Raw genomic sequence first — 26,988 nt, 5'->3', positions numbered from 1 at the left:
CGTTATCCCAACGATGAAGTAACGCCAGACGCTTCTTCATGTTGCGTGTCCTCGCTCCGCTTTGGGTGCGTGACGTCAAATACCTCCCGCCAAGTGAGAAACCCCGCCCCACGGTGCCCCCGCCATGAGGCGGGGTTTTCTTTTTCAATGCGCTGACAGGGAGGGAACGGAGTTTCCATCTCTCCGTTTAAAACAAGCATGAAGATTTCCATGCGGTCGTTTGAAGGTCTGTGCGATTCATCTATGTTGCAGGCTTAGTCATCAGCCCGAGTTTTGCAGGAGTGCCACATGAGCGGAAAAATCAACCACCGTATCGTCCTTGCATCGCGTCCCGATGGACGGCCCACGGCAGAGAATTTTCGGCTTGATGAGGCCGCGATCCCGCAGCCGGGCGAGGGCGAAGTTCTACTGAAAATCCGCTATCTCTCGCTCGATCCTTATATGCGCGGGCGAATGAGTGCGGCCAAATCCTATGCGGCACCCGTTGATATCGGTGCTGTCATGGAAGGAGGAACAGTCGGTGAAGTGGTGGAAAGTAAAAGCGCGGGCTTTCTTCCCGGCGATTTTGTTCTCTCGCATTCCGGCTGGCAGAGCTATGCGGTTGCCGATGCTTCCACGTTGCGCAAGCTCGATCCCCAGCAGGTGCCTGTCACGACGGCGCTCGGTGTCATGGGAATGCCGGGCTTCACCGCCTATTCCGGCTTGCTGACAATCGGCCAGCCCAAAGAGGGCGAAACAGTTGTGGTAGCAGCCGCGACTGGCCCGGTTGGTTCTGCGGTTGGACAGATTGCCAAGCTTAAAGGCGCGCGGGCGGTCGGTATTGCGGGCGGGGCGGACAAGTGCAAAGCGCTGATCGACGAGTTTGGGTTTGATGTTGCTCTCGATCATCGCTCGGATAATTTCGCGCAGGAACTGGCTTTAGCCTGCCCAAAGGGTATTGATGTGTACTTCGAGAATGTGGGTGGCAAGGTGTGTGACGCCGTTCTGCCGCTGCTCAACCAGTTTGCGAGAGTGCCTGTCTGTGGGCTGATCGCGCAATATAATCAGAGTGGTGCTTTTGACGGGCCGGATCGGTTGCCGTTGCTTATGCGCGATATTCTGACCAAAAGCCTGACTATTCGCGGATTCATTCAACGTGATTTTGCCGATCAGCGCCCGGCCTTTTATCATGAAATGGCAAAATGGATTGCTGACGGCCATGTGCGTTATCGCGAAGATATCGTTGAGGGGCTTGAGAATGCTCCCAAGGCTTTCATTTCCATGCTGGAAGGTGGCAATTTCGGTAAGCTCATCGTGAAACTAGGCTGATCAGACAATATTCTGCTTGCAGAACTGCAATCCGGGCGTGATGCTGTGTCCTGTCCCGGTTCGGGTCTCCGGGAAACGAGTCTTTTCTTGAGGGCAGGCAGATTATGGGTGAGCGCCATCAGGCGGGCATAGGCGAGGGCGGTAGTCCGGGGCGCGAGCGCCAGGACGAGGCTCAACGCATTCTTGAACGACTGGAGCGGGAGCAGACCGGCCCCGAGGGTATTGTGCGTCGTGGGCTTTCCCGTACTGCAAGCCATCTTGCTGCCAATGATGCACCGGAGAACGATCCTATCGAACTCTGGGCCACCCGCATCGGACGCGGACTTGGACTCATCATCACGCTGGCGATTATCGTCTGGCTCATTTCTTATCTCATGCAAAGCCAGGTTTAACATGACGCTTTCTGCGCCTTCGGACGCGACAACCGTTATTGTCATCTCGAGCCATGTCGTTCGCGGTTCTGTCGGAAACCGTGCCGCCGTTTTCGCTCTGGAAACGCTCGGATTTCCCGTTTGGGCTGTGCCGACGGTGGTATTGCCATGGCATCCGGGCCATGGTCCTGCAGGGCGTATTGTGCCGCCCGCGCAGGAATTTGCAACACTGATGCAGGATCTTGAGCGCGCGCCATGGCTTGGCGAAGTGGGCGCTATCCTCACCGGCTATCTGGGCAACCCCGAACAGGCGAAAGCCGTGGCGGGACTGGTTAAAAAGGTGAAGGAGCGCAATCCCAATGCGCTTTACCTTTGCGATCCGGTGATTGGTGATCAGAAAGGTCTTTACGTGCCGGAAGCGACAGCGATCGGTATCCGCGATCACCTGATGCCGCTTGCCGATATTGCAACGCCCAATCGTTTTGAGCTGTCATGGCTGACGGGTGTTGAGCTTGAGGACAACAAGGCATTGATGGAAGCAGCCCTTGATACCGGGCCAGCAACCATGCTGGTAACATCTGCATTTCCATTGATGGCGGGCAGCATCGGCAATATTCTGCTCACACCAACCCTTGCGCTGATGGCTGAACATCGTTGTGTCGATGGGCCGACCAATGGCCTTGGCGATCTGACATCGGCGGTGTTTCTGGCACGCAGGCTTGCTGGCTTTTCAGAAGAAAAGGCGCTGCAAAGAACAACGGCGGCAGTGTTCGAGATCATGGCCCGTTCAGCGAAACGGGGTGCCGATGAGCTGATGCTTGAAGCGGACGCCTCAAGCCTCGCAACGCCGATGGCGATGGTACAAACCCGACGATTGGTGCATCCAACCAAGGGATTGCGTGCATAAGAGTTGGATTATAGCATTTCCGAGCCAAAAGTGGGAACCGGTTTTGCGTCGGATAATGCGTAAAAACAAATAGTTACAGCGGTTCCAACGATTCAGTCTTAACTGGAACCGCTGTAAGTGGCAACGGGTCGCAAGCTGCGGCCTCACGTTTTTGATTGCTCTGCGTTTTCGATAGGGATAATGGAAAGTCATGGCTGATATTCCAGATACACTCCTCGCCGGTTACCAAACCTTTATGAGCGAGCATTTCGCGTCTGAAACGGCACGTTATAAGGAACTCGCTGAAAAAGGTCAGGCACCAGAAACTCTGGTCATTGCCTGCTGCGATTCCCGCGCCGCTCCGGAAACAATTTTCAACGCGGCACCGGGCGAAATCTTCGTATTGCGCAATGTTGCCAATCTTATTCCACCTTATGAACCGGATGGTGAATTCCATGCGGCTTCTGCGGCGCTCGAATTTGCAGTGCAGAGCCTCAAGGTGAAGAATATTGTTGTCATGGGCCATGGCCGATGCGGTGGTATTAAAGCAGCGCTTGATACGCAAAGCGCGCCGCTTTCACCAAGCGACTTTATCGGTAAGTGGATGAGCCTGATTGCGCCAGCGGCAGAAACCGTCAGCGGCAACCAGTTGATGACGCCGACCGAACGTCAGACCGCGCTGGAGCGTATTTCGATCCGCTACTCGATCAACAATCTGCGCACATTCCCATGTGTCGATATTCTTGAGAAGAAGGGCAAGCTCACCCTTTATGGCGCATGGTTCGATATCTCGACCGGCGAGCTTTGGGTGATGGATCAGCAGACAGGTGACTTCAAAAGACCTGAAGGTTCGGTCATAGAAGCACCGGAAACAGCAGCATAAGACGAAAAAAGCCCCGAAATTCGGGGCTTTTCTCTGTTCATTTTATGGCGAAACAATGTTCTCGCTTCGCCATAAGTATGATTATTCGTCGATTGCCTTGCCCATGACGGCAATAGCGCGCTGGTAGACCTGTGCAGCATTCCAGCCCTGGATTGCACCATAATTGGCTTCACCCGGCTGGTAGCCAGCACCACGACGCCAGCCGTGGCCGACCAGGAAGTTGGCGGTCGAATATAGTGCGTCAGCCTTCGAGCGGGCCATGTCGATATGACCGCTGCCATCACCATCCACGCCATATTTCAGGACGTTGACTGGCAGGAACTGCGTCTGGCCGATTTCGCCGTGCATTGCGCCGACTGCGTTTGGATCAAGATCTTCGCGGTCAATGAGCTTGAGCGCTGCGTAGAGCTGTTCGGTGAAGTAATCACTGCGGCGGCAATCATAGGCCAGCGTTGCAACTGCGGAAAGCGTATGCTGCTTGCCCAGATATGCGCCGAAGCCGGTTTCCATGCCCCAGATCGCGATCAGCGGGCCAGCAGGAACGCCATAACGCTTTTCGATATTGGCGAAGAGCGCTGCATTCTGCTTCTTGATCGACTTGCCGCGCTGGATGATCGTGTTTGCGCCGCGCTTCTGCATGAACTGCTCGAAGGAGAGCTTGAAGCTCTTCTGATTGCGGTCAGCATTGATGGTGGCCTGAGCGTATTTGGTTTTACCCAGCGCATCGAGCGCACGCTTGCCGACGCCGCGGCCTGGTGCTTCCTTCAACGTCTGCTGAAGCCAGGCACTATAGCCGGCGGCATTGTTGCCGCACTGGGCTGCCTCGGCAACACCTGCACCCGTCATCATACCCACTGCAAGAACTGCTGCTGCGGTCCAAGACCGGCCCTTGGCAACCAATGCCATTCGTTTCTCCTTCGGAGTTGATTCTACCTCGGCGCGAATTTGCCATTCTTTACACCGAATGTCATGCTGCAATGAGACGGAAGGCCTGCAACGCAGCGGCGCGCTTATAGTCCTTTTTCCACGTATTCTTCAAGTTTTGGTAAATCGGGGCTATATGTCGTGGTTTAAGAGGCAGATTACCGGTTACAAAGCGCCGTTTCCCGCCTTTTGCTTGACATTGCAGGCTCAAGCCCCTAAAGCCACACCCAATCTATCCGCGATCTTCAGAACGCGAGCCACCGACCGGGACCCATTTGGTATAAAGAGATCCCGGAGGTCCACATCCGACAGCGCGATGCGCCCTCGGGTGCTGTATCGCTTTGGTTGCTTCTTGAACTGGTCTGATCAAAGAACGATGTATCCCTGACGAAGCCTTACGCCTCCTCTCGGATTAAAAGGAAACTCGATGTTTGAATCACTTCAGGAGCGTCTTGGCTCCATTCTGAACGGCCTTACCGGACGCGGCGCTCTTTCTGAAAGCGACGTGACGGCTGCGCTGCGCGAAGTGCGTCGTGCGCTTATTGAAGCCGACGTCTCGCTGGAAGTGGTTCGCTCGTTTACCGATCGCGTTCGTGAGAAGGCAGTCGGCGCAGAAATTCTGAAAAGCATCAAGCCCGGCCAGATGGTCGTTAAGATCGTCCATGACGAACTTATCGAAATGCTTGGCACTGAAGGCGTTTCGATTGACCTGAACGCACCGGCACCTGTCGTCATTATGATGGTGGGTCTGCAGGGCTCAGGTAAAACGACGACAACCGGCAAGATCTCCAAGCGTTTGACCGAACGTCAGCGCAAGAAGGTGTTGATGGCGTCGCTCGATACACGTCGTCCGGCAGCACAGGAACAGCTTCGTCAGCTTGGCATCCAGACCTCTGTCGATACATTGCCGATCATCGCTGGCCAGTCGCCGGTTGAAATCGCCAAGCGCGCCGTTCAGGCTGCAAAGCTTGGCGGTCATGATGTGGTGATCCTCGATACTGCTGGTCGCACTCATATCGACGAGCCGCTGATGGTGGAAATGGCGGATATCCGCAAAGCCGCCAATCCGCATGAAATCCTGCTCGTTGCTGACAGCCTCACCGGTCAGGACGCCGTTAATCTCGCGCGCAATTTTGATGAACGCGTGGGTATTACCGGTATCGTTCTCACCCGTATGGATGGCGATGGCCGTGGCGGTGCAGCGCTTTCGATGCGCGCCATCACCGGCAAGCCGATCAAGCTGATCGCCACCGGCGAAAAAATGGATGCGCTTGAGGAGTTCTATCCAAAGCGCATTGCCGACCGAATTCTGGGCATGGGCGACATTGTTTCGCTCGTCGAAAAGGCTGCCGAAAACATCGATGCGGAAAAAGCCGCTGCGATGGCCAAAAAGATGCAGTCAGGCAAGTTCGATCTCAACGATCTTGCTGACCAGCTGGGCCAGATGAAAAAGCTCGGTGGTATGGGCAGCATCATGGGCATGATGCCCGGCATGGGCGGAATGAAGGACAAGGCTGCAGCAGCCGGTCTTGACGATAAGGTATTTGATCGTCAGCTCGCCATCATAGGCTCGATGACCAAGGCTGAGCGCGCCAATCCCGATCTTCTCAAGCACAGCCGCAAGCAGCGCATTGCCAAGGGTTCCGGCACCAATGCTGCCGACATCAACAAGCTTCTCAAGATGCACCGCCAGATGGCCGACATGATGAAAGTCATGGGCAAGGGCAAGGGCGGAATGATGAAGCAGATGATGGGCGGCCTTGCCAACAAGATGGGCCTTGGTGGTCTTGGCGGTATGGGCGGTATGCCTGATCTATCCAAAATGGACCCAAAGCAGCTTGAAGCGCTTGCCAAACAGGCAGAAGCAGCTGGTCTCACCAAGGGTGGTGGTCTGCCGGGTCTTCCCGGTGGTGGCCTTCCAGGTTTAGGTGGACCTAAGCTTCCAGGTCTTGGCGGCGGTCTTCCCGGTTTGCCGAAGAAGAAGTGAGTAAGATGGCTGACGAACAGAACACTGTACCTGCTGAACTTCTCGCACTGCGTGCGTCCATCGATAACATCGATGCAGCACTGATCCACATGCTTGCGGAGCGTTTTCGCTGCACCAAGGCTGTGGGTGTCCTGAAAGCTGAGCGCGGCCTTGCTGCTGCTGACCCGGCGCGTGAGAAGCGTCAGGTCGAGCGCCTTCGTGGCCTCGCAGTTGATGCCCATCTCGATCCAGATTTTGCCGAAAAATTCCTGAACTTCATCGTGAAGGAAGTCATTCGGCACCATGAGCATGCCGCTGCCAATCACAGCGGAAACTGAACACCGTAAAAGCGGTTCAACCGATTGCCCGTCAGGGCAGAACTATTGTCTAAAGGAAAGAAAAAATGGCTCTTAAGATCCGTCTCGCCCGCGCTGGCTCCAAGAAGCGTCCTTACTACCACGTTGTTGTTGCTGACGCTCGCAGCCCACGCGACGGCCGTTTCATCGAAACCGTTGGTGCATGGAACCCAATGCTTGCTAAAGACGCTGAACGCGTAAAGCTCGACGCTGACCGCATCCAGCATTGGATTGCACAGGGCGCACAGCCAACCGATCGCGTTCTTCGCTTCCTCGATCAGGCCGGTCTTGCAAAGCGTGAAGAACGCAGCAACCTGACCAAGGGTCTGCCAGGTAAGAAGGCTCAGGAGCGTCTCGCTCTTGCCAAGCAGGCTGAAGAAGATGCAGCTGCAAAGGCTGCAGCTGAAGCCGAAGCCGCTGCTGCCGCAGCAGCTGCTCCAGCTGAAGAAGCTGCAAGCGAATAATCTTTCGCACATTGCGAATGGAAAAAGCGGCGGAGCAATCCGCCGCTTTTTTTATGTTCTGATTAAAGGTCTGTCTGATTTTATTTCAGATCCATTTCCCAGATCTGTCCGATCAGATCAACACCGAACGAATGGTGCGGTGCTTCGTCGACAAGCTGGAATCCAGCCCGCTCATAGAGACGCCGGGCTGTGGTCAAAACGCTGTTCGTCCATAAGGTGAGTTGATCGTCACCGACTGCGCGGGCGCGTTCAATACAAGCATTTACCAGCTTCGCCCCGACACCTGTTCCGCGTGCTTCCTGCTCGACATATAGCAAACGCAGTTTGCCAAGTTTTGGCCGGTCTCCACGCACCAGAAAGACCGAGCCAATGATGCGACCATCGAGTTCAGCCACCCAGGCTCCATCATGTGTTGGGTCAAAGGATTCAATGTAGTCGGCAAGAATGCGGGCGACGAGTGCTTCATATTCGTGGTTCCAGCCATATTCTTTGCTGTAAAGTACAGCTTGCCGGTGGATGATCCAGCCGAGGTCGCCAGCCTGCAAGTCGCGCAACTTCGCTTCTGGACGGTGATCCTCATCGAATATGCGCATGATGGTGCCTGCGGCAGCCACCAGATTGGTGCGCTGGTCCGGATGCAGTTCGTCGAGTAGCCCACCGACAGCCTTGCAGGTGTTGCTTTCGAGTGCGGAATAGGCTTTTCGCCCTGCGTCGGTCAGTTCAATCGGACGGCTACGACCACCATCGGGGTGCTGCGATGTTTCCAGCAAGCCACGTTCAGCAAATCGTTTCAGCGTTCTGCTGAGCTGACCACGATCAAGCCCGAGAACGCGCATGACGTCTGCGGCAGTCGGCATGGCCCGATGTGCGATCTCGTAGAGAATGCGCGCTTCAGTGAGCGTGAACGGACTTTTGTCGAGATGGGCGTTGAGCAGGCCTAAGCGACGCGTATAGACGCGGTTGAAAGCGCGCAGCTTGCTAATATCGTCCTGATTTTGATTGAGTGTCATACCCGCATCTGCCTTTGCACGTCGCCTGTTATGTTGACTCTATCAATATACTGAATGTTGATAGAGTCAACATGATAGAAGAGCGTCAGTTTGTTTCGTCCAGGACGATGCTCCGATCATCTTGGCAAACGGGCTGGACGATGCGAGAAATTGCTTTATCTTATTGATTTGACGGCTCGCATTTTCGTGAACACGTATATGCGGGCAACCATGATTGTCTCTGGCGCTGCGAAGGCGCCTTTTTCAGGAGAACACTATGTCGGCTGTGACCGCTATCCGTTCTTTCTCATTCCCAGCATCGGTTCGCCGTATTTTTATTGCTCTGGGTCTTGCGATGCTTGTGCCGCTGCTTTCGGCTTGCGGTTTCAACACCATTCCCACCAATGAGGAAAAAGCCAAGGCCGCGTGGAGCGAAGTGCAGAACCAGTATCAGCGCCGTGCCGATCTCGTTCCCAACCTGGTTGAGACTGTGAAGGGCTATGCTGCCCACGAAAAAGAAACTCTGCAGGCTGTCATCGATGCGCGTGCCAAGGCAACGCAGGTGCAGATCACGCCGGAGACGCTCAATAATCCAGAGCTCTTCAAGCAGTTTCAGGACAATCAGGCCAACCTCACCAGTGCACTTTCGCGTTTGATGGTGGTTGTGGAGCGCTATCCGGACCTCAAGGCCAACCAGAACTTCCTCGCACTGCAGTCGCAGCTTGAAGGCACGGAAAACCGCATTGCCGTGGCACGCCGCGATTATATCGAAGCGGTCCGCGTCTATAATACGGCGATCCGCACCATGCCGACGATGATCTGGACATGGATCTGGTATCGTGATGCCGTGCCAATGCAGACATTCACTGCAGATGCTGCAAGCCAGTCTGCGCCTCAGGTCAACTTCAGCAACTGATCGGGCGTTCCGTGGCAGCTTTGCTTCCCTTTCGTGAGGCGGTCGTTCGTGGCCTGAATGGGCCACGACTGCTTGTGGCTTTTCTGCTTTTTCTGTTTGCGAGTTTTGTTGCGGTTGGCGCGAATGCGCAGGATGCAGCACAGCCGGCACAGGTGCTGACGGGACGTGTCGTTGATGCGGCGGGGATCATTGATCCGGCTGAGCGGCAGCAACTCACCCAGAAACTCGCGGATTTCGAAGCAAAGTCATCCGATCAGGTGGTTGTGGTGACTGTTCCAAGCCTCAATGGCGAGGATATTGAAAGCTATTCCAATCGCCTGTTTCGAGCATGGGCATTGGGGCAAAAGCAGGAAAACAACGGCATTCTGCTGGTTGTGGCACCCAATGATCGCAAGGTGCGTATCGAGGTCGGTTACGGGCTTGAAGGCACGATGACGGATGCGCTTTCGAGCGTCATCATCAATGGCACGATCATTCCGGAATTCCGCGCCGGCAATTATTCAAACGGTATCGTGCAGGGTGTCGATGGCATTCTGTCCGTGCTGTCCGGCGATGCTGCCGAACTTGAAGCGCGTGCCAAGCGGAATGTTCAGACGAGTTCTGGTTCCGATGACATCGATTGGGTTTTCGTCGTTTTCATTACCTTCTGGGCCCTGATCTTCTTCGGCGGTTTCGGCATGGCAATCCTGACACCGATTTTTGGCCAAAAGATCGGTCCGGGAAAATATCGCTGGCTTGGCATGGTGATGGATTTTAATTCCCGTGGCGGTTCCGGCGGCGGCGGTGGCTTTTCCGGCGGTGGTGGCGGATGGTCATCGGGCAGCAGTGGTGGCGGCGGGTTTTCCGGCGGCGGTGGTTCGTCGGGTGGCGGCGGCGCTTCGGGTAGCTGGTAAGGGAGAATTCTGTGCGAGGCAAAAACCTTATCAGCGATCAGGATCACAAGCGCATTGCCGAGGCGATCCGTGCTGCTGAAACCAATACGAGCGGTGAAATCTACGCGGTTCTGGCACGCACCAGCGATGATTATTTCTTTGCGGCGGGTTTTGTTGCGACCTGCGGCATCCTTATCGCATCGGTGATTGCAGCGTTTCTTGCGCATTGGTACTGGTTTGATATTCGCCTGCCGATGTTCGGTTTGGCCGTGCTGGCTTCATTCATCACAGCGATGCTGGTTCTGCGGTTTTTGCCGTCAATCCGTCTTCTGCTGGTGCCGCGCCGCATTCGCTACAAGCGCGCGCATCTCAATGCGCTACAGCAGTTTCTGGCGCGCAATGTCCACATCACTGAACACCGCACCGGTATTCTGCTGTTTGTTTCCATGGCTGAACATTATGCGGAGGTGATTGCCGATGCAGGCATTCATGCTCGGGTCGAGCAGGAAGAATGGAACGGCATTGTTGCCACACTGACGCATCATGCTTCGCGTGCGGAAGTGGCCGAAGGTTTCGTGCTGGCAATTGGTCAGGCGGGGGCTTTGTTGGAAAATCATTTCCCCGCGGGCGAGCACAATATCAATGAACTGGACGACCATCTGATCGAGCTTTGATCGGTTGAATTGCGCGGCAGATTCGCCGCTCATTTGTGGCGAAATTTAGCTTTTATGACGCTTACGTAAAGCTCCCATGACCATTTCCGGAAAGCCAAACGGCATATTTCGAAATTTCCCGAAGGGTTTTCGAAGTTTTGTTCCAAATTAAATGGATTAGATGCGAGTTTTCTGGCTTTCACGGAAATATTTGGTTGTTTTCAACGATTTGTCATCGAAACGGGTGCCTAATCTGCTAGTTTGGCGCGCATTGCCATCATGACAGGAGTATCCGACGTGACTGCAAAGCAGGATCGGTCGAGCAAAGTTAAAGGTTCCAAGGCAAGCAAGGAGGAGAAGAAGGGAGGACAGTCGAAGGCGCTCATTGCCTTTTCGCAGCTTCTCTTCGAATGGGCACCGCCCGAAGATCTTGCGGCTTACGATGCTGCAGCGCTCGATAAATCTGCCCAGTACGGCTATGAAGCGCTTGAATCTTATCGCAAGGGCAAGAGCATCATCAGCGTCGATAACAGCATCGAACGCCATGGCCGCCCCGTCAGCGTAATTACCATCGTCAACGACAACATGCCGTTCCTGCTCGACTCCATCATGGGTGAGCTGAACGATCATGTCAGCCAGATTTTCATGGTTGTTCACCCGGTTCTCGATATCGAGCGGGAAAAGGACGGCCTTACAATTCTGGGCGAAGCTTCGCAGCTCGCACCCGCCAAGGGCGTTGAGCGCGTCAGCCTTGTGCAGATCCATCTGCCAGCCCTCGACAAGCAGGCCAAAGCCGATCTGACCGCCGCCATCAAACGCGTGCTTGGACAGGTTCGCGCTGCTGTCAGCGACTGGAAACCGATGCTGAAACGTCTTGATGACGCTATCGCCGATTACAAGCGCGTTCAGGAACTGACGCTTGATCCAGCCATGCCGGAGGCAATCGCTTTCCTCGAATGGCTGCGTGATGATCGCTTCATTTTCCTCGGAATGCGCGAGCTGACCTTCAAGGGCAAGGGCGAAAAGCGTGAGCTGGTTCCGGTCAAGGAAACACTCGGAATCCTCAATGACAGCGAAGTCCGCGTTCTGCGCAAGGACGACGATGACACGGTTACGCCGCGCGAGGTTACAGAATTCCTCGATAGCAGCGAACCGCTGATCGTCACCAAGGCCAATTCGCTTTCACTGGTGCATCGCCGGTCTTACCTCGACTATGTTGGCGTGAAGATTTTTGGGCCGAATGGCGACGCGATTGGCGAGCTGCGTCTCGTCGGTCTGTTCACATCCGTTGCCTATATCAGCTCGGTTGCCGGTATTCCGTTCATCCGTTCCAAGGCTGATACGGTTATCAAGCACCTTGGCTTCAATCGTGAAGACCATTCCGGCAAGGCGCTTGTGAATGTGCTGGAAGAATATCCGCGTGATGAACTTTTCCAGATCGATGCGGAAAGCCTCACAGCCAATGCCGAACTGATCCTGGCTCTTGGCGAGCGCCCACGCGTTCGTGCAATCCCGCGTCTTGACCGCTTTGGCCGTTTTGCCACCGTACTGGTCTATATCCCGCGTGACCGTTACGACTCTGTCGTGCGTGAGAAGATTGGTCGCTACCTCGTCGAAATTTATAGCGGCGACAGCTTCGAATTCCATCCAGTCTTCCTGCAAAATGGTCTGACGCGCGTTCAGTTCGTCATCCGTCGTCATGAACGTTCCACGCCGCATGTGGATCGCGATGCGCTGGAAGAAGAAGTGCGTTCAATCGTTCGCACATGGGAAGACGCCGTGCGTGAAAGCTCGGACAGCGCAGATGCAAAGACCATTGCTCTGGCTTCGAGCTTCCCGCCATCCTATCGCGAAATCTTCACTGCTCCGGAAGCGCTGGTCGATGCTGAGCGCATTGCTGGCCTGAGTGCAGAAGCCCCGCTTTTCGTGGACTTCTATCGTTATCGCACCGATGGTCCGGATGCGGTTTCGCTCAAGCTCTATCATCATGGCGCGCCGGTTGTGCTGTCACAGCGCGTGCCGCTTCTTGAAAACATGGGCTTCCGCGTTGTTAGCGAGCAGACCATCGATCTGCCGCAAGCAGGCAAAGATGGTGCTGCAGTTTACGTGCATGACATGCAGCTCGTGAACGCCTATGGCGCGCCGGTTGATCTGTCCGATGATGGCGAGATGCTGGAAGATGTGTTCCGCAATGTCTGGGACGCTCTTGCTGACAATGACGGTTATAACGCTCTGGTGCAGACCGCACGTCTGAGCGCACGCCAGATCATGATCCTGCGTTCTTATGGCCGCTATCTGCAGCAGGCAGGTATTGCCTATTCGCAAGGTTTCATTGCCGCAGCACTCAACCGCTATCCGGAAATCGCCAGCGATCTTTATTCGCTGTTTGATCTGCGCTTCAACCCATCGGCCAAGCGTCGCGACGCTGCTGAAAAGAAGCTGGTCGACGGTATCGAAACGGCACTTCTCGGTGTGCCAAGCATCGATGATGACCAGATTCTGCGTCGTTTCCGCAACCTGATCGAAGCAACGTTGCGTACCAATGCCTATCAGCCGGATGCTGAAGGCAAGCCACGCGTGACATTCGCGTTCAAGCTTAATCCGCGGCTTGTCGAAGGTCTGCCTGATCCGCGTCCGTATCGCGAGATTTTCGTCTATGGCCCGGAAGTGGAAGGCGTACACCTACGCTTTGGTGCTGTAGCGCGTGGCGGTCTGCGCTGGTCGGATCGCGCACAGGATTATCGCACAGAAGTCCTGGGTCTCGTAAAAGCACAGCAGGTCAAGAATGCGGTGATTGTGCCGGTTGGTGCCAAGGGCGGCTTCTATCCGAAGCGTCTGCCGGTCGGCGGCGATCGCAATGCCGTGTTTGAAGCCGGTCGTGATGCCTATAAGGTCTTCATTTCCACGCTTCTGTCGGTCACTGACAATATTCATGACAATGATGTTGTGCCGCCTGCGGAAGTGGTTCGTCACGACAATGACGATCCGTATTTCGTTGTTGCTGCCGATAAGGGCACAGCAACCTTCTCCGATACGGCAAATGCGATCAGCCAGGCACATGATTTCTGGCTCGATGATGCTTTCGCATCGGGTGGTTCTGCCGGTTACGATCACAAAGGTATGGCGATCACCGCGCGTGGTGCATGGGAGGCCGTGAAGCGGCATTTCCGTGAGTTCGACAAGGATATCCAGACCGAGCCGTTCACCGTTGCAGGTGTTGGCGATATGTCGGGCGACGTGTTCGGTAACGGTATGCTCCTGTCGGAGCAGATCAAGCTGGTTGCAGCCTTCGACCACCGCGATATCTTCATTGATCCAAGCCCTGTTCCAGCTGACGGCTTTGCAGAGCGTAAGCGTCTGTTCGAACTGCCGCGTTCGAGCTGGCAGGATTACGATCGTTCGAAGATCTCGTCAGGCGGTGGCGTTTATAGCCGCAGTCAGAAGACGATTACGCTGTCGGCAGAAGCGGCAAAGGCCATTGGCCTTGGCAAAACCACTGCTTCGCCGCAGGAAATCATGACGGCGATCCTCAAGGCGGAAGTTGATCTTCTGTGGTTCGGCGGTATCGGTACCTATATCCGAGCCGGTTCTGAAACGGATGCGCAGGTTGGTGATCGTGCCAATGATGCAATCCGTATCACGGGCTCGGAAGTTCGGGCGAAGGTTGTCGGCGAGGGGGCAAATCTCGGTGTCACGCAGCGCGGACGCATCGAATATGCACTGACTGGTGGCCGCAGCAATACCGATGCTATCGACAACTCTGCAGGCGTCAACTGCTCCGACGTTGAGGTCAACATCAAGATTGCATTGGCTGCTGCCATGCGTTCGGGCAAGCTCAAGCGTCCTGCACGCGACAAGCTGCTGGTGAGCATGACCGATGATGTGTCGGAACTGGTGCTGCGCAACAATTATCTGCAGCCGCTCGCACTTTCATTGAGCGAACGTCAGGGCCTCACGGAGCTGCCTTATCAGGCTCGCTTCATGGCCGAGCTTGAAGCGCGCAAGCTGCTGGATCGCAAGGTCGAGTATCTGCCATCGGACGCAGTGCTTAATGATCGTCAGAAATCAGGACAGCCGCTGACGCGTCCGGAACTCGCGGTTCTGCTCGCCTATGCCAAGCTGTCACTGTCGGATGATCTGGTGGCAAGCAGGCTTCCAGACGAGCCGTATTTCGAGCAGCTGTTGTTTGGTTACTTCCCGAAGCGTATGGTGAAAACCTATGCTGACGAAATTTCCAATCACCGCCTGAAGCGTGAAATCGTCGCTACTTTGCTGGCTAACGATATCATCAATCGTGGCGGCATCACCTTCATCAGCCGTTTGGCCGATACGACAGGCAAGTCGCCTGCCGATATCGTCCGCGCTTATGTGGCGGTGCGCGATGGCTTTGAGATCAATGCGATCTATGACGCTATCGATGCGCTCGATAACAAGGTGGCGGGCGATGTGCAGAACCAGTTCTATCATCTGGTTGGCGAGATGCTGCTTGCGACGACCGCCTGGGTTCTGCGCAACGACACTACGCGTGCAAATCTGACAGAACTGGTGAACACCATCACCACGGCGCGTTCGGCTCTTGAGCCACGCTTCGATAGTCTGATGCCGGACTACTTGATTGATGCAGTGCAGGCCGATAAGGCGACCTTTGTTGAAAAGGGTGCGCCTGAGAAACTTGCTCAGCGTCTGGCCAATCTGCAGCTTGCAGGCATCATGCCGGATATTGCGCTGATCGCACATCTGGCTTCTGCCGATCTGGTTGCAACCGCCAAGGCTTATTTCGGTGTATCGGAAGCCTTCCGCATTGGTCGTATCGAAGAAGCAGCACGCACCATTCCAGTCACCGACTATTATGACGGTCTGGCACTATCGCGTGCGAGCGATACGATCACGCAGGCAGCGCGTGGCATCACGATTGCTGCACTGAAAAAGCACGGCAAGGACAAGGATCCGGCGGCGGCATGGTTTGCGGAAGACGCAGCGCGCATCGACCAGATCAGAAACCGTATGGTTGCTCTGACCGAAGGCGGGGATCTCACCGTATCGCGTCTGGCTGTTGCCGCAGGGTTGATGTCTGATTTAACCCAGTAAGGGTTCGACAACTCTGATTTAAAGGGGCGACTTAGGTCGCCCTTTTTTGTTTATTGTCGGTGGTGATACCGCAGTATAAGGTCTGGCTTATTTATGACCGAATAGCTTTTTAACACCGGGGGCGAGGAGCAATTTGTTGAGCGATCAACCTTTAAGCGCGGGAGGTTATGCCTCGCGACGCGGCGTATGGGGCTGGATATTCTTCGACTGGGCGGCTCAGCCGTTTTTTACAGTTGTGATCACGTTCATCTTTGGTCCTTACTTCATTTCACGCATGGCCGAGACTGCAGAAGCCGGGCAGATTGCCTGGGGTTACGGTTTTGCTGCCGCAGGCTTCGCTATCGCAATTCTTTCTCCCATTCTCGGTTCGATTGCCGATCAGACAGGGTCTCGCAAGCCGTGGATCGGGTTCTTTGCCGTACTGAAGATCGTCAGTCTGATGACGCTCTGGTTAGCAGTTCCTGGCGCTAACCTGTTCTGGGTTCTGCTTGCCTTCAGCATTGCAATGGTTTCGGCAGAGTTTTCCATCGTCTTCAACGATTCGATGATGCCGCGCCTCGTGCCGCGTGAGGAGATTGGGCGCGTTTCCAATCTGGCCTGGGGCCTCGGCTATCTCGGTGGCATGATCGTTTTGATCTTTGTGGTCTTTTGCCTCGCGGCTTCACCTGAAACCGGCAAAACGATTATCGGTATGAAACCCTTGTTCGGGCTTGATCCTGTGCAAGGGGAAGATGCCCGTATAACCGGGCCGATCTCCGCGCTCTGGTATCTGATATTTATTCTGCCGATGTTTCTTTTTACGCCTGATCAGGCGCGCGGAAAGCCCTTGCGACAGGCGCTGGGCAAAGGTCTGTCTGAGCTCAAGGCAACATTAAGCGAGGTTCGTAAACGCCCCGGGATCGCACGATTTCTCATCGCGCGGATGGTCTATCAGGATGGCGTTAATGCAATCATTGCACTGGGTGCAGGCTATGCCGCCTCCATGTTTCAGTGGTCGATCACTGAGATCGGCCTGTTCGGCATGATCACCAATGTCATGGCGATTTTCAGCTGCCTTGTTGCAAGCCGCATGGATACGCGTTTTGGCTCCAAAGTCATCGTTATGATTTCACTGTGGCTTTTGTTGCTGGCGTCCGTTGGGATTGTATCGACAGGGCGCGATTATCTGATGTTCGGCATCATGCCGCTTGAATATTTGCCGGCTCAAGGTTTGTTCGCGACCCCTGCGGAACATGCCTTCCTGGTTTATGGCGTCATGCTGGGCGCTGCCTTCGGCCCTGTGCAGGCGTCCTCCCGGTCGTGGTTTGCCCGCAGCATCAGGCCTGAAGAATCAGGCCGTTATTTCGGTATCTATGCCTTGGCAGGGCGGGCAACGAGCTTTGTCGGCCCCTTCCTCGTGGCAACAGTGACCGCGATCACGCATTCAGCCGCAATAGGGATGTCGGTGCTGGTGCTCTTCTTTGCGATTGGCATTCTGCTTGCCGCAAGAACACCTTATCCAGCGGATCGATAAGGAAAGTCAGCGCGCATCCCGGCGCGCTGATTTCATCGCTCAATCATTACATCATGCCAGCAGCTTTGGCGCATGTGATCGCGAGAAAGCCGCCGATGATCGGCGCTGCTACGGGCACCCAGGCATAGGACCAGTCCGAGCCGCCTTTTCCCGGAATAGGCAGCAATGCGTGGGCGATGCGTGGTCCGAGATCGCGCGCCGGATTGATCGCATAGCCGGTGGGGCCGCCCAGTGAAACACCGAGCGCCCAGACAAGCAGGCCGACCATCAGTGGTCCAAGGACGCCTGTTGCACCAACAGCCTTTGCACCAATGGCAATGACTACAAAGACCAGAACAAATGTGCCGATTATTTCCGTCAGGCAATTGGCTGGTATGTTGCGGATGGCAGGCCCGGTGCAGAAGACGCCGAGCTTGAGGCCTTTGTCTTCCGTTGGCTTCCAGTGAGGCAGGTAGGCGAGATAGACAAGTACCGCACCTGCGAAAGCACCAAGCATCTGAGCCGCAATGTAGGGCGCTATTTCAACCGCAGGAAAAGTACCGGCCGCATAAAAAGCAAGCGTGACGGCAGGGTTCAGATGACCCGCACTGCTAGCCGCAACGGCAACCATCACACCGCAGAGAACCGCAAAGCCCCAGCCTGCGGTAATGACGATCCAGCCGGAATTCTGGCCTTTGGATTTTGCAAGAAGCACGTTTGCAACCACGCCATCGCCCAACAGGATAAGCACCATCGTGCCGAGAAATTCACCGATAAAACCATTACTCATCATCTACTCCGAGGGAATAATTTAGGTACTAAAAAGCCGCCCGGTGAGCGGATGTGCTCACCGGCTGTCGATAATCATTGATCGTTTTCAAGTTCGGTCTGTTACGAGAGCCTTAGAGCGTGTCGCGGTTAATTGTATCCACAACGCTCGCTCTAACTCATTGTTTTTACGCATGTCGTTATCGGAAAACCGGTTCCCACTTTTCCGCGACATGCTTTAGTTTTAATCAACCCAGTTGAGAGACCGCTGCACGGCTTTCTCCCACGCGTTGAACAGACTGGTGCGTTCCTTTGCCGTCATCTTTGGATGCCAGCGCTGGCCGACCTGCCAGTTCTCAATAATGTCGTTTGTCGACTTCCAATAGCCCACGGCAAGCCCAGCCGCATAAGCTGCACCTAGGGCTGTTGTTTCAATGATCTTCGGACGCACGACTGGAACACTCAGAATGTCGGACTGGAACTGCATGAGCAGTTCGTTGATGGTCATGCCACCATCGGCACGCAGTTCAGTAATCTCTACGCCTGAATCCTTGACCATAGCTTCCAGCACTTCGCGCACCTGATAGGCACTTGCTTCAAGGGCGGCGCGGGCAATGTGACCTTTATTGGCAAAGCGCGTCAGACCAGCAATGACGCCGCGTGCGGAATCTTCCCAATGTGGTGCGTAAAGGCCTGAGAAGGCCGGAACGAAATAGACATCGCCATTGTCTTCGACTGTGCGCGCCAGTGTTTCAATGTCAGCGCTGGTTTTGATAATGCCAAGATTATCACGCAGCCATTGCACCAGTGCGCCGGTGATGGCAATCGAGCCTTCCAGCGCATAGACCGGCTTTTGCTCACCAAGCTGATAGGCAACAGTCGTTAGAAGCCCATAGGTGGATGGAACCAGCTTTTCGCCAGTATTCATCAGCATGAAGCAGCCGGTGCCATAGGTGTTCTTGGCTTCGCCCGGCTCAAGGCAGGCCTGACCGAAAAGGGCTGCTTGCTGATCGCCCAGAATGCCTGCAAGCTTCACACTGACAAGCGCGGGCAGGGTAATCTCGCCATAGACTTCGCTGGAAGAACGAATTTCCGGCAGGCAAGCCGCTGGAATACCGAACAGCTGCAGGATTTCCTCGTCCCATTTGAGCGTAGACAAGTCCATCAACTGCGTGCGTGACGCATTGGTTACATCGGTGATGTGAATGCCGCCTTTTGCGCCGCCGGTGAGATTCCAGACAAGCCAGCTATCCATCGTGCCGAACAGCGCATCGCCTGCTTCTGCCTTTTCGCGCGCACCGGGAACATTATCGAGTATCCAGCGCAGTTTAAGGCCCGAGAAGTAAGTCGAAATCGGCAGTCCCGTCTTATCGCGCAGGCGATCCGCGCCACCATCTTTGACAAAATGATCGACCAGCTCGTCCGTGCGTGTGTCCATCCAGACAATGGCATTGTAAAGCGGTGCGCCGGTCTTCCTGTCCCACAGCAGCGTTGTTTCGCGCTGATTGGTGATGCCGACGGATGCAATATCGGAAGCCGTGAGCTTCGCTTTCTTCAGTGTTTCGCCGATAACATGCTGCGTGTTGCGCCAGATTTCATTGGCATTGTGCTCAACCCAGCCAGCCTTGGGATAGATCTGCTCGTGTTCGCGCTGATCCATGGCGACAATATCGCCGTTCCGGTCAAAAATGATAAAACGTGAACTGGTGGTTCCCTGATCGATGGAACCGACGAACTGTGTCATTTACTATGCTCCTCCCGCTCGAATGGCAGAGATCTTGTCAGGATGCGAATATGTATGTCCGTTGCAACCCATTTTCGCTAATCTCGAATGAATATATGCGTCTCTCCAAAAACCACTTTGCTCTTTTTGAGCAGGTGGCCACTTCAACATAATTCAGGCCCGTATTGCAGCACTCCCAATGCTTTTTCGCTGACATCCTTTATTTCATTTATGCGTTAAATGAACTTAATCGAAATAATATGAATATCAAACGAAAGCAATAGGGGTATTTTAGAGCGATTATCCCGCCTCTTTGATAAGATTTGCAGGCTAATTAATAGGGTGCACTTTCGTTTGCGAAAATCCAACCTATTTATCAAGTTCTCAAAGAAAAAGCCCCGGCAACATAGTGTTGCCGGGGCTTTTGGGTTTAATATCGATTGCTGTATTAGAGCGACCTTTGTGCGTCCGGAAGGGCGCACGGCGCTCTAGTGACGGAAGTGACGCATTCCGGTCATCACCATGGCAATGCCATGTTCGTCAGCTGCAGCGATTACTTCATCGTCACGCATCGAGCCGCCTGGCTGGATAACAGCCGTGGCACCTGCCTGCACAGCAGACAGCAGACCGTCAGCAAACGGGAAGAACGCGTCGGACGCTACAACACAGCCCTTGGTCAGCGGCTCGGCAAGACCGGCAGCTTCTGCTGCATCTTCTGCCTTACGCGCTGCGATACGGGCCGAGTCGACGCGGCTCATCTGGCCTGCGCCGATGCCAACCGTTGCGCCATCCTTGACGTAGACGATTGCGTTCGACTTCACATGCTTACCAACGCGGAAAGCGAACTTCATATCGTTGAGTTCGGCTTCGCTTGGGCTCCGCTTGGTGACAACTTTAAGGTCAAGATCATCGACAACGCCGTTGTCGCGCGACTGGACCAGCAGGCCGCCTGCAACGGTTTTCGCTGCAATGCCCTTGGCGCGCGGATCAGGCAGACCGCCCGTTACCAGCAGACGCAGGTTTTTCTTGGCTGCAACGATGGCCTGTGCGCCTTCAGTGGCGTCGGGCGCGATGATGACTTCGGTGAAGATTTTGACGATTTCTTCAGCGGCGGCTTCATCAAGTGTCTTGTTGAGCGCAACAATACCGCCAAAGGCCGAAACAGGATCGCAGGCCAGTGCCTTGAGATAAGCTTCGGTGATAGTTGCAGCTTCGGCGACACCGCAAGGATTGGCGTGCTTGATGATGGCAACGGCTGCGGTGCGGGCTGGGTCAAACTCAGCTACGAGCTCAAAAGCTGCATCGGTGTCGTTGATGTTGTTATAGGAAAGCTGCTTGCCTTGAAGCTGCGTTGCTGTGGCCACACCCGGACGCTGTTCGCCGGTCAGATAAAAACCAGCCGTCTGATGCGGGTTTTCACCATAGCGCATGACAGAGTGCAGCTTGCCTGCAACCGAGCGATAGGTCGGGGTTTCCTCACCGATTGCTTCGGCAAACCAGTTTGAAATGGCTGCATCATAAGCGGCAGTACGTGAGAACGCCTTGGCTGCGAGCTTTTTGCGGAAAGAAATCGGTAGCGAGCCTTCGTTCTTTTCGAGCTCGGCTACAACGTCTGCATAGTCGGCCGGATCGACAACGGTTGCGACATAGGCATGATTCTTTGCCGAAGCGCGGATCATGGCTGGGCCACCAATGTCGATATTCTCAACAGTGGTGTCGTAGTCGCCGCCCTTGAAGCGGACTTCTTCAAATGGGTAGAGATTGATGACGGCCAGATCGATGCCGCCAATGCCGTGGGCTTCCATTGCAGCAACGTGTTCAGGGTCGTTGCGCACTGCAAGCAGGCCGCCGTGAACCGATGGGTGCAGCGTCTTTACGCGTCCGTCCATGATTTCCGGGAAGCCGGTGACTTCCGAAACGTCCTTTACAGGAATGCCTTCTGCGGCAATCGACTTGGCGGTGCCGCCGGTCGAGAGGATTTCAACGCCATGGGCATGGAGTGCCTTGGCGAAATCGATGAGGCCGGTCTTGTCGGACACGGAAAGGAGGGCGCGGCGCACCCGATGAAGATCGGGAGCGGGAATATGCTTGGAGCTGACAGCCATAGGAAACGGTCTCTTCGTTGCTGAAGCGTTTTGCGTTCAGGAAGGGTGGGACGATGGCGAGTTAGCACAGCTGAGACACGAATCATACCCTAAAAGCCAGCAATCGGGGCATTGTTGATTAGGCGTAACTTCCAATCGCAACGCGGCTGAATTGCCAGTTCACTTCCGGCAGTTCAGAAGCCGGGAACGAAAGGACGATCTGCTTTGATGTCACAGGTCCGCGGAAGCCGGCAAAGAAGATGCTGTCTTCCAGTTGCGGAGCAACTTCAAAACAGGAAAAGGCCCATGTGTCGTCATGCGGGGCACTGAGAATAATCAGGCCGTTTTCATCAAACGAGATATCCACCGATGGGTGGATATGAAAGCGCACCGCGACATTGTCGCGACCATTGGCTTTCAAAGCCTTGGCATCGCCACGATAGAAACGGTCGGCACCCTGAATGACGCTACCATTATGCGAGAGCACAACGCGGCGCTCATGGTAAATACCGAAAAGGCGGGCATAGCCATCATGGCTTGCGACAAAGCCTTGACGTCCAAGGTCTTCCACGCGGTCGCGCTGAACTTTTGTCGGGCCTGCAATAATCGGCGTGCCGATCATGTTGGAGAGGCCCGCATTCAGGCTGAAACGGCAGGATGATGTATCATTGATGGTGGCAGTCGAGTGCGCAGCCGTCGAGCGACCCAACGGACGAAATTCCGGTGGGCCGTAACGGTCGACACCGGAATTGACGATATAGCGCTGACGACCCGAAGACATTTCAAAGGCCAGACAGCCCGCATGGGCATCGCGCGATGCCGTTACAGGCGGTGGAAGGCCGGTATCGGCGATAATGGTCGTCGCACCCATCGACAGGCGTTCATAGCCCGAATAAGGCGCGTGGGTCAGTGGTGAGCCTGCAGTTTCATCGTGACGCAAAACAGAAATGATGCGCTCGGACAGCGTTGGTCCAACCCCATTGAAAAGCGCTAGGCTGCCATCCTGATGCCGGAAGAAACGCAGTGCCGGCAACATGCGCTCGACAGCTTCGATCAATGCCTTTGGCGGGGATTCCGTGCCATTGGCATAGGTCTGACGCAGCGGCAGAAGATCGGCCAGCAGTTCAAGAATGGTAACCGGGTTGCGCGAGATATGCCCGCCATCAGGCAAGATCTGGCGCTTCAGCTCATATTCCAGATTGCGACGGGCGGCACGCGCGGTCGGTGGTGAAACCGGCAAGGCGAGTGCTGCAAAGGCAAGCGCAATGCGCGCACGCAGACGTTCTTCACCGTCATCCATGGCGGAGGCGACGGTCCGCAGGTAACGCACCTGCATGGCAAGCGAACGCATGAATTTGCGGTAGGCAGGCAGTTCTGCGCCAGAGAGAATGAGGTTGGAATGCTGCAGCCAGGCGATTATGCGCTGCGCCGTTACTTCCGGCGACCAGGCAAGACCGCCGATGCGTTTGCCATAAAGGCGCATCCAGTCATCAACGAGCGCACGCGCATTGGCGGTGGCAAGCTCGCTATTGGCGCTTTTTAAGTGACGCAGCCAGCCAAAGCCCTGAAGGGCTGCTTCCCATTCAGGAGTAGGCGGCTCTACTGCAAAGGGCGACATGCCGCCGGTTTCGACGAGGCGACCGGCCAGTGCGAAACGGCCGTGATAGAACTCCTGCGCCAGCTGCGGGTCGGCAACGCGAAGATCAGGTGGTGCGATGAGGATGCGCTCCGGTGTGAAGCCGGTGAAACGCCAGCGAAAAAGCGGACCCATGCGCAGACGGCGGCTGAACCTGCGCCAAGCCTGTGCAACGGCCAGTCCCCAAAGATGCGGGGTTTCGCTCAACGCGACTGCCACCCTCTCGTTCTCCGTATTAAAATTCATTCGCAATGGACCCGATAAAGGCAGGTCCGTCCTTTCATGGCATGATGTATCGAAATGCTGGTTTCCAGATTTCGGAATCATGCATTCTTAGAATCGTCGATAATGGTGAATCGAGTGTTAACCATAATGGGCGCAGAGCACCCATTATGCCAAATTCATCGATTTTAATCAGCAGTTGCTAACTGATTAGGCTTTGCGTCTGAAACGGGCAGCGAAAAAGCCGTCCATGCCTGCCATATTCGGATTGCCATCAAAATTTTCAGCGGGCAGATCTGCAGGGGTCGACCGCAGGAAGCCTTCTTTGGTGATCAAACCTTCAAGACCGGGGCATTCTTCAAGCGTAATCGGATAGGCTTCAATGGCCGGATTTTTGAGCGCATTACGGGCCATGTCCTCGCCCTCCTGCGGATGCAGCGAGCAATTGGAGAACAATACTGTGCCGCCGGGTTTCACAAGCGTGATGGCCTTATCAAGCATTTTGGCCTGAAGGGTCGCAAGCTTCTTAATGTCCTGCGGTGTCTTGGTCCATGGCACATCCGGGTGACGGCGTACGGTGCCGGTGGATGAGCAGGGCGCATCCAGCAGTACCGCATCAAACAACGTATCCGGCTTAAAATCCATCATATTGCTAGCAACCGTGCGGGCTTTAAGACCCAAACGTTCCAGATTGCCGTCAAGGCGCTTGAGGCGGTTTTCGGACATATCAAGCGCTGTCACATCGGCACCCTGAAGCACAAGCTGTGCTGTCTTGCCGCCGGGGGCTGCACAAAGATCGGCTACGCGCTTACCCTTGATGTCGCCCATCAGGCGAGCTGGCAAGCTTGCGGCGGCATCCTGTACCCACCAATCGCCCTCGGCAAAACCGGGCAGGTCGGTGAGGTTGCCCACAACCGTTTCAAGACGGACAGAACCGTTAGGCAAGGCTACACCGCCGAGTTTCTCTGCCCATTCCTTCGGATCACCCTTAACGGTGAAATCGATTGGTGGCTCGTAACCATGCATGGTCAAAATGGCCGTGGTTTTTTTCGGGCCATAGGAATCGGTAAGGCTTCTTGAAAACCATTCCGGCACATTTTTTTCAGGCTGCAATGTGTGCTCGAGTGCACGCTCTTTGTTGCGCGACAGACGGCGCAGAAGAGCGTTCACCAGACCTGCATATTTACGATTACGCGGGTCATAATTCGCTGCTTCAACGGCCAGATCAACCGCTGAATGATCAGGCAGGTTGAGGTAGAAAATCTGCGCGACGGCTACATGCAACAGGTGTTTGAGCGCATGCGCGTTTTCTGGCAATGGGCGGTCGAGACGCTTGTTGATTGCTCGATCAATGCTACCGCGATTGCGTAGCGCCGAGCCCAAAATAGCGCGAACGAGCGAACGGTCGCGTGGCTCAAGTGCCAGATACTGTGGATGGCCATGGCTGTTATCGGTCAGACCGTCGAGCGATGTGTTCTTTTCAATCACTGCACCAAGCAGGCGGGCCGCAGTGAGACGTGCGGCAAGACCGGGCCGTTGCTGTTCGGCACGATCTGCGACGTAGTCATGTGTCTGCTGCTTGTTATTTCCACGCTTTGGCGCAGGCTTCTTATCGTTCACGCTGTTCTACTTTATCTAACGCTTGGGATGCGTTTCTACGACCACGGGCCTCGGTAGCCAGAATTGGAACCGGAACCACCACTGTTATTTTTGTCTGCATTACCACTAGTTTGTCCCCAAGGACCACTGTTTTGTGCAGGGGCTGTGTTGCGCTGCGTCATTCCGGCTGAACGAATGCCCATTTCTGCAGCCATCTGTTCAAGCGCTTGAATACGATTATCCGTGTCTGGATGCGTCGAAAACAGGTTGTCAGCACCACGTCCGCTCAGCGGGTTGATGATAAACATATGGGCGGTTGCCGGGTTGTGCTCGGCTTCCTCATTGACAACAGACTTAGCGCCACGGGCGATCTTGCCAAGGGCGGATGAGAGCCAGAGCGGGTTGCCGCAGATTTCAGCACCGCGACGGTCGGCAGCATATTCGCGGGTACGGCTCACCGCCATCTGCACGATCATCGCCGCAAAAGGAGCCACGATCATTGCAAGAATTGTACCGATAACGCCGATAATCCCATTGCCGTTTTCACGGTTTCCACCAAGGAAAAATGCGAAATTGCCGAGCATGGAAATGGCACCGGCAAGTGTGGCCACGATTGTCATGGTCAGCGTATCGCGGTTCTGAACATGCGCCAGCTCATGTGCCATCACGCCCGCAACTTCTTCCGGTGTCAGGCGATTGAGAAGGCCGGTTGTGGCTGCAACGGCAGCATTTTCCGGATTTCGGCCCGTTGCAAAGGCATTGGGCTGGTCTTCGTGGATAATATAGACCTTTGGCATAGGTAGGCCCGCATTGGCAGCAAGCCCCCTGACCATACGATAATAATTGGAGCCGGAACGCTCATCGACTTCCTGCGCATTGTACATGCGCAGCACCATCTTGTCGGAATTCCAGTAACCAAACAGGTTCATCGCAACAGCGACCACCAGCGCGATCATCATGCCGCCGCCGCCGCCCAGCAAATAGCCGATGCTCATGAACATGACTGTCATGAGAGCAATCAGCATGGCAGTTTTCGTCATATTCATGCGTATAGGTCTCCGGTTCAGCAACAGTTTACTTAATCGGGGTTTTGCTTCCCCGTCAGGTTTAACTATATGATGGGTATGAAATGCCTGATCTTCAATAATGGGCTCTAATAACGGATCGCAAACAGATGACCGATAAGTTCAACGAACCCGCAAACGACGATAATGCCGAACCACGCAAGTTTGAAGATTTGCCACCGGCTGCCCAGCGCGCGCTGAAAGAAGCGGAAGAGCGCCGCGCGAGTGAAAATGCCGAAAAGCTACCGCGTGAAATTGGCGGTCGCGGCGGCAAAGATCCTGCGCGCTTTGGCGACTGGGAGATTAAAGGGCGCACGATAGATTTTTGAGCTGTTCGGGGCGTGCATTGTGAAAATCAAGGCAATTTCCATAGTCGCTCCGAGTGGCAGTAAAATCGCTTCAGGCGAGAAGACGCTTGAAGTGAGAAAGTGGGTTCCTGATCTTACTCCCCATGAAGATATTCTAATCGTAGAGAATAAATTCTTCTTGGGCGATATGATCAGCGTTGACCCAGATGGCTATGCGCTGGCGGTTGTGAAAATTGTGCATGTTCGTCCATTTACGCTAGACGACCTAGCGGCTGCCTGCGCTTCGTCTTTTGAAGATGGGTGGTTTGCATGGGAGCTTTCAGATGTGCGGCCGTTGGCAAATCCAATCTCGGCATTGGCTGCGAGAAAAATCTATGAGCTAGATATCGGCAACCTAGTCTTTGGTTGAAATAAAA

At 54.9% G+C, this 26,988-nt stretch carries 22 protein-coding genes; 14 read left to right on the top strand and 8 right to left on the bottom strand.

What is annotated here, in order from left to right; translation table 11 throughout:
• Positions 1-288 precede the first annotated feature (288 nt).
• From RT142_RS19525 to RT142_RS19510, 4 genes are all read left to right on the top strand, one after another.
• Positions 289-1,308: an NADP-dependent oxidoreductase gene (locus tag RT142_RS19525; RefSeq protein WP_112808224.1), complete on the top strand. Its 1,020-nt coding sequence runs from the start codon at positions 289-291 to the stop codon at positions 1,306-1,308.
• Between the two features lie 104 nt (positions 1,309-1,412).
• Positions 1,413-1,700 carry a hypothetical protein gene (locus tag RT142_RS19520; protein WP_064321112.1) on the top strand — a complete coding sequence of 96 codons (288 nt, stop codon included), beginning with the start codon at positions 1,413-1,415 and terminating at the stop codon, positions 1,698-1,700.
• A 1-nt stretch (position 1,701) separates the two neighbouring features.
• Entirely contained in the window at positions 1,702-2,586 is an 885-nt protein-coding gene (gene pdxY, locus RT142_RS19515; protein ID WP_007876897.1) for a pyridoxal kinase PdxY, read from the top strand.
• A 190-nt stretch (positions 2,587-2,776) separates the two neighbouring features.
• Entirely contained in the window at positions 2,777-3,448 is a 672-nt protein-coding gene (locus tag RT142_RS19510; RefSeq protein WP_079212330.1) for a carbonic anhydrase, read from the top strand.
• Between the two features lie 81 nt (positions 3,449-3,529).
• Here the strand turns inward: RT142_RS19510 and RT142_RS19505 are convergent, their stop codons facing one another.
• Positions 3,530-4,354: a lytic murein transglycosylase gene (locus tag RT142_RS19505; RefSeq protein ID WP_007876893.1), complete on the bottom strand. Its 825-nt coding sequence runs from the start codon at positions 4,352-4,354 to the stop codon at positions 3,530-3,532.
• A 445-nt stretch (positions 4,355-4,799) separates the two neighbouring features.
• Here RT142_RS19505 and ffh point away from each other — a divergent pair, with 445 nt between their 5' ends.
• The 3 genes from ffh to rpsP all read left to right on the top strand — a co-directional run bounded on the left by ffh (position 4,800) and on the right by rpsP (position 7,158).
• The gene (gene ffh, locus RT142_RS19500; protein WP_007876890.1) at positions 4,800-6,359 is read left to right on the top strand and encodes a signal recognition particle protein; all 1,560 of its coding nucleotides are present in this window, start codon (positions 4,800-4,802) and stop codon (positions 6,357-6,359) included.
• A gap of 5 nt (positions 6,360-6,364) precedes the next feature.
• Positions 6,365-6,676 (top strand): chorismate mutase, encoded by a 312-nt coding sequence (locus RT142_RS19495; RefSeq protein ID WP_007876888.1) that lies wholly within the window; start codon positions 6,365-6,367, stop codon positions 6,674-6,676.
• A 65-nt stretch (positions 6,677-6,741) separates the two neighbouring features.
• Positions 6,742-7,158: a 30S ribosomal protein S16 gene (gene rpsP / locus RT142_RS19490; protein ID WP_064321108.1), complete on the top strand. Its 417-nt coding sequence runs from the start codon at positions 6,742-6,744 to the stop codon at positions 7,156-7,158.
• An 80-nt stretch (positions 7,159-7,238) separates the two neighbouring features.
• Here the strand turns inward: rpsP and RT142_RS19485 are convergent, their stop codons facing one another.
• A complete protein-coding gene (locus RT142_RS19485; protein ID WP_313030841.1) occupies positions 7,239-8,168 on the bottom strand; it encodes a helix-turn-helix domain-containing GNAT family N-acetyltransferase in 930 nt (309 codons plus the stop codon).
• 256 nt (positions 8,169-8,424) lie between these two features.
• Here RT142_RS19485 and RT142_RS19480 point away from each other — a divergent pair, with 256 nt between their 5' ends.
• From RT142_RS19480 to RT142_RS19460, 5 genes are all read left to right on the top strand, one after another.
• Positions 8,425-9,063 carry a LemA family protein gene (locus RT142_RS19480; protein WP_313030839.1) on the top strand — a complete coding sequence of 213 codons (639 nt, stop codon included), beginning with the start codon at positions 8,425-8,427 and terminating at the stop codon, positions 9,061-9,063.
• A gap of 83 nt (positions 9,064-9,146) precedes the next feature.
• Positions 9,147-9,956 carry a YgcG family protein gene (locus tag RT142_RS19475; protein WP_313030885.1) on the top strand — a complete coding sequence of 270 codons (810 nt, stop codon included), beginning with the start codon at positions 9,147-9,149 and terminating at the stop codon, positions 9,954-9,956.
• Between the two features lie 11 nt (positions 9,957-9,967).
• Positions 9,968-10,609 carry a TPM domain-containing protein gene (locus tag RT142_RS19470; RefSeq protein ID WP_079212324.1) on the top strand — a complete coding sequence of 214 codons (642 nt, stop codon included), beginning with the start codon at positions 9,968-9,970 and terminating at the stop codon, positions 10,607-10,609.
• Between the two features lie 276 nt (positions 10,610-10,885).
• The gene (locus RT142_RS19465; protein WP_313030882.1) at positions 10,886-15,676 is read left to right on the top strand and encodes an NAD-glutamate dehydrogenase; all 4,791 of its coding nucleotides are present in this window, start codon (positions 10,886-10,888) and stop codon (positions 15,674-15,676) included.
• A gap of 136 nt (positions 15,677-15,812) precedes the next feature.
• Entirely contained in the window at positions 15,813-17,189 is a 1,377-nt protein-coding gene (locus RT142_RS19460) for an MFS transporter (RefSeq protein ID WP_007876863.1), read from the top strand.
• 46 nt (positions 17,190-17,235) lie between these two features.
• On the opposite strand, the gene RT142_RS19455 is transcribed toward RT142_RS19460, so the two are convergent.
• From RT142_RS19455 to htpX, 6 genes are all read right to left on the bottom strand, one after another.
• Positions 17,236-17,958 carry an MIP/aquaporin family protein gene (locus tag RT142_RS19455; RefSeq protein ID WP_409558593.1) on the bottom strand — a complete coding sequence of 241 codons (723 nt, stop codon included), beginning with the start codon at positions 17,956-17,958 and terminating at the stop codon, positions 17,236-17,238.
• A 222-nt stretch (positions 17,959-18,180) separates the two neighbouring features.
• Positions 18,181-19,680, bottom strand: a complete 1,500-nt coding sequence (glpK, locus tag RT142_RS19450; RefSeq protein WP_231195322.1) for a glycerol kinase GlpK — start codon at positions 19,678-19,680, stop codon at positions 18,181-18,183.
• A 467-nt stretch (positions 19,681-20,147) separates the two neighbouring features.
• Complete coding sequence (gene purH / locus RT142_RS19445; RefSeq protein ID WP_112808214.1) at positions 20,148-21,764, bottom strand: bifunctional phosphoribosylaminoimidazolecarboxamide formyltransferase/IMP cyclohydrolase; 1,617 nt, start codon at positions 21,762-21,764, stop codon at positions 20,148-20,150.
• A 118-nt stretch (positions 21,765-21,882) separates the two neighbouring features.
• Positions 21,883-23,598 carry a heparinase II/III family protein gene (locus tag RT142_RS19440; protein ID WP_167377099.1) on the bottom strand — a complete coding sequence of 572 codons (1,716 nt, stop codon included), beginning with the start codon at positions 23,596-23,598 and terminating at the stop codon, positions 21,883-21,885.
• Positions 23,599-23,811: 213 nt separating this feature from the next.
• Complete coding sequence (locus RT142_RS19435) at positions 23,812-25,221, bottom strand: RsmB/NOP family class I SAM-dependent RNA methyltransferase (RefSeq protein WP_313030829.1); 1,410 nt, start codon at positions 25,219-25,221, stop codon at positions 23,812-23,814.
• Between the two features lie 35 nt (positions 25,222-25,256).
• Complete coding sequence (htpX, locus tag RT142_RS19430; RefSeq protein WP_313030826.1) at positions 25,257-26,246, bottom strand: zinc metalloprotease HtpX; 990 nt, start codon at positions 26,244-26,246, stop codon at positions 25,257-25,259.
• A 128-nt stretch (positions 26,247-26,374) separates the two neighbouring features.
• On the opposite strand from htpX, the gene RT142_RS19425 reads away from it, so the two are divergent.
• Complete coding sequence (locus RT142_RS19425) at positions 26,375-26,593, top strand: DUF1674 domain-containing protein (RefSeq protein WP_007876846.1); 219 nt, start codon at positions 26,375-26,377, stop codon at positions 26,591-26,593.
• A 19-nt stretch (positions 26,594-26,612) separates the two neighbouring features.
• Positions 26,613-26,981 carry an ASCH domain-containing protein gene (locus tag RT142_RS19420; RefSeq protein ID WP_064321096.1) on the top strand — a complete coding sequence of 123 codons (369 nt, stop codon included), beginning with the start codon at positions 26,613-26,615 and terminating at the stop codon, positions 26,979-26,981.
• Positions 26,982-26,988 lie beyond the last annotated feature (7 nt).

Origin of the sequence: Brucella sp. (genome assembly GCF_032066345.1) — a bacterium.
Classification (GTDB): Bacteria; Pseudomonadota; Alphaproteobacteria; order Rhizobiales; family Rhizobiaceae; genus Brucella; species Brucella pseudogrignonensis.
Note: the sequence above shows the minus strand (reverse complement) of the source record. Positions and strands in the feature narration are given on the sequence as shown.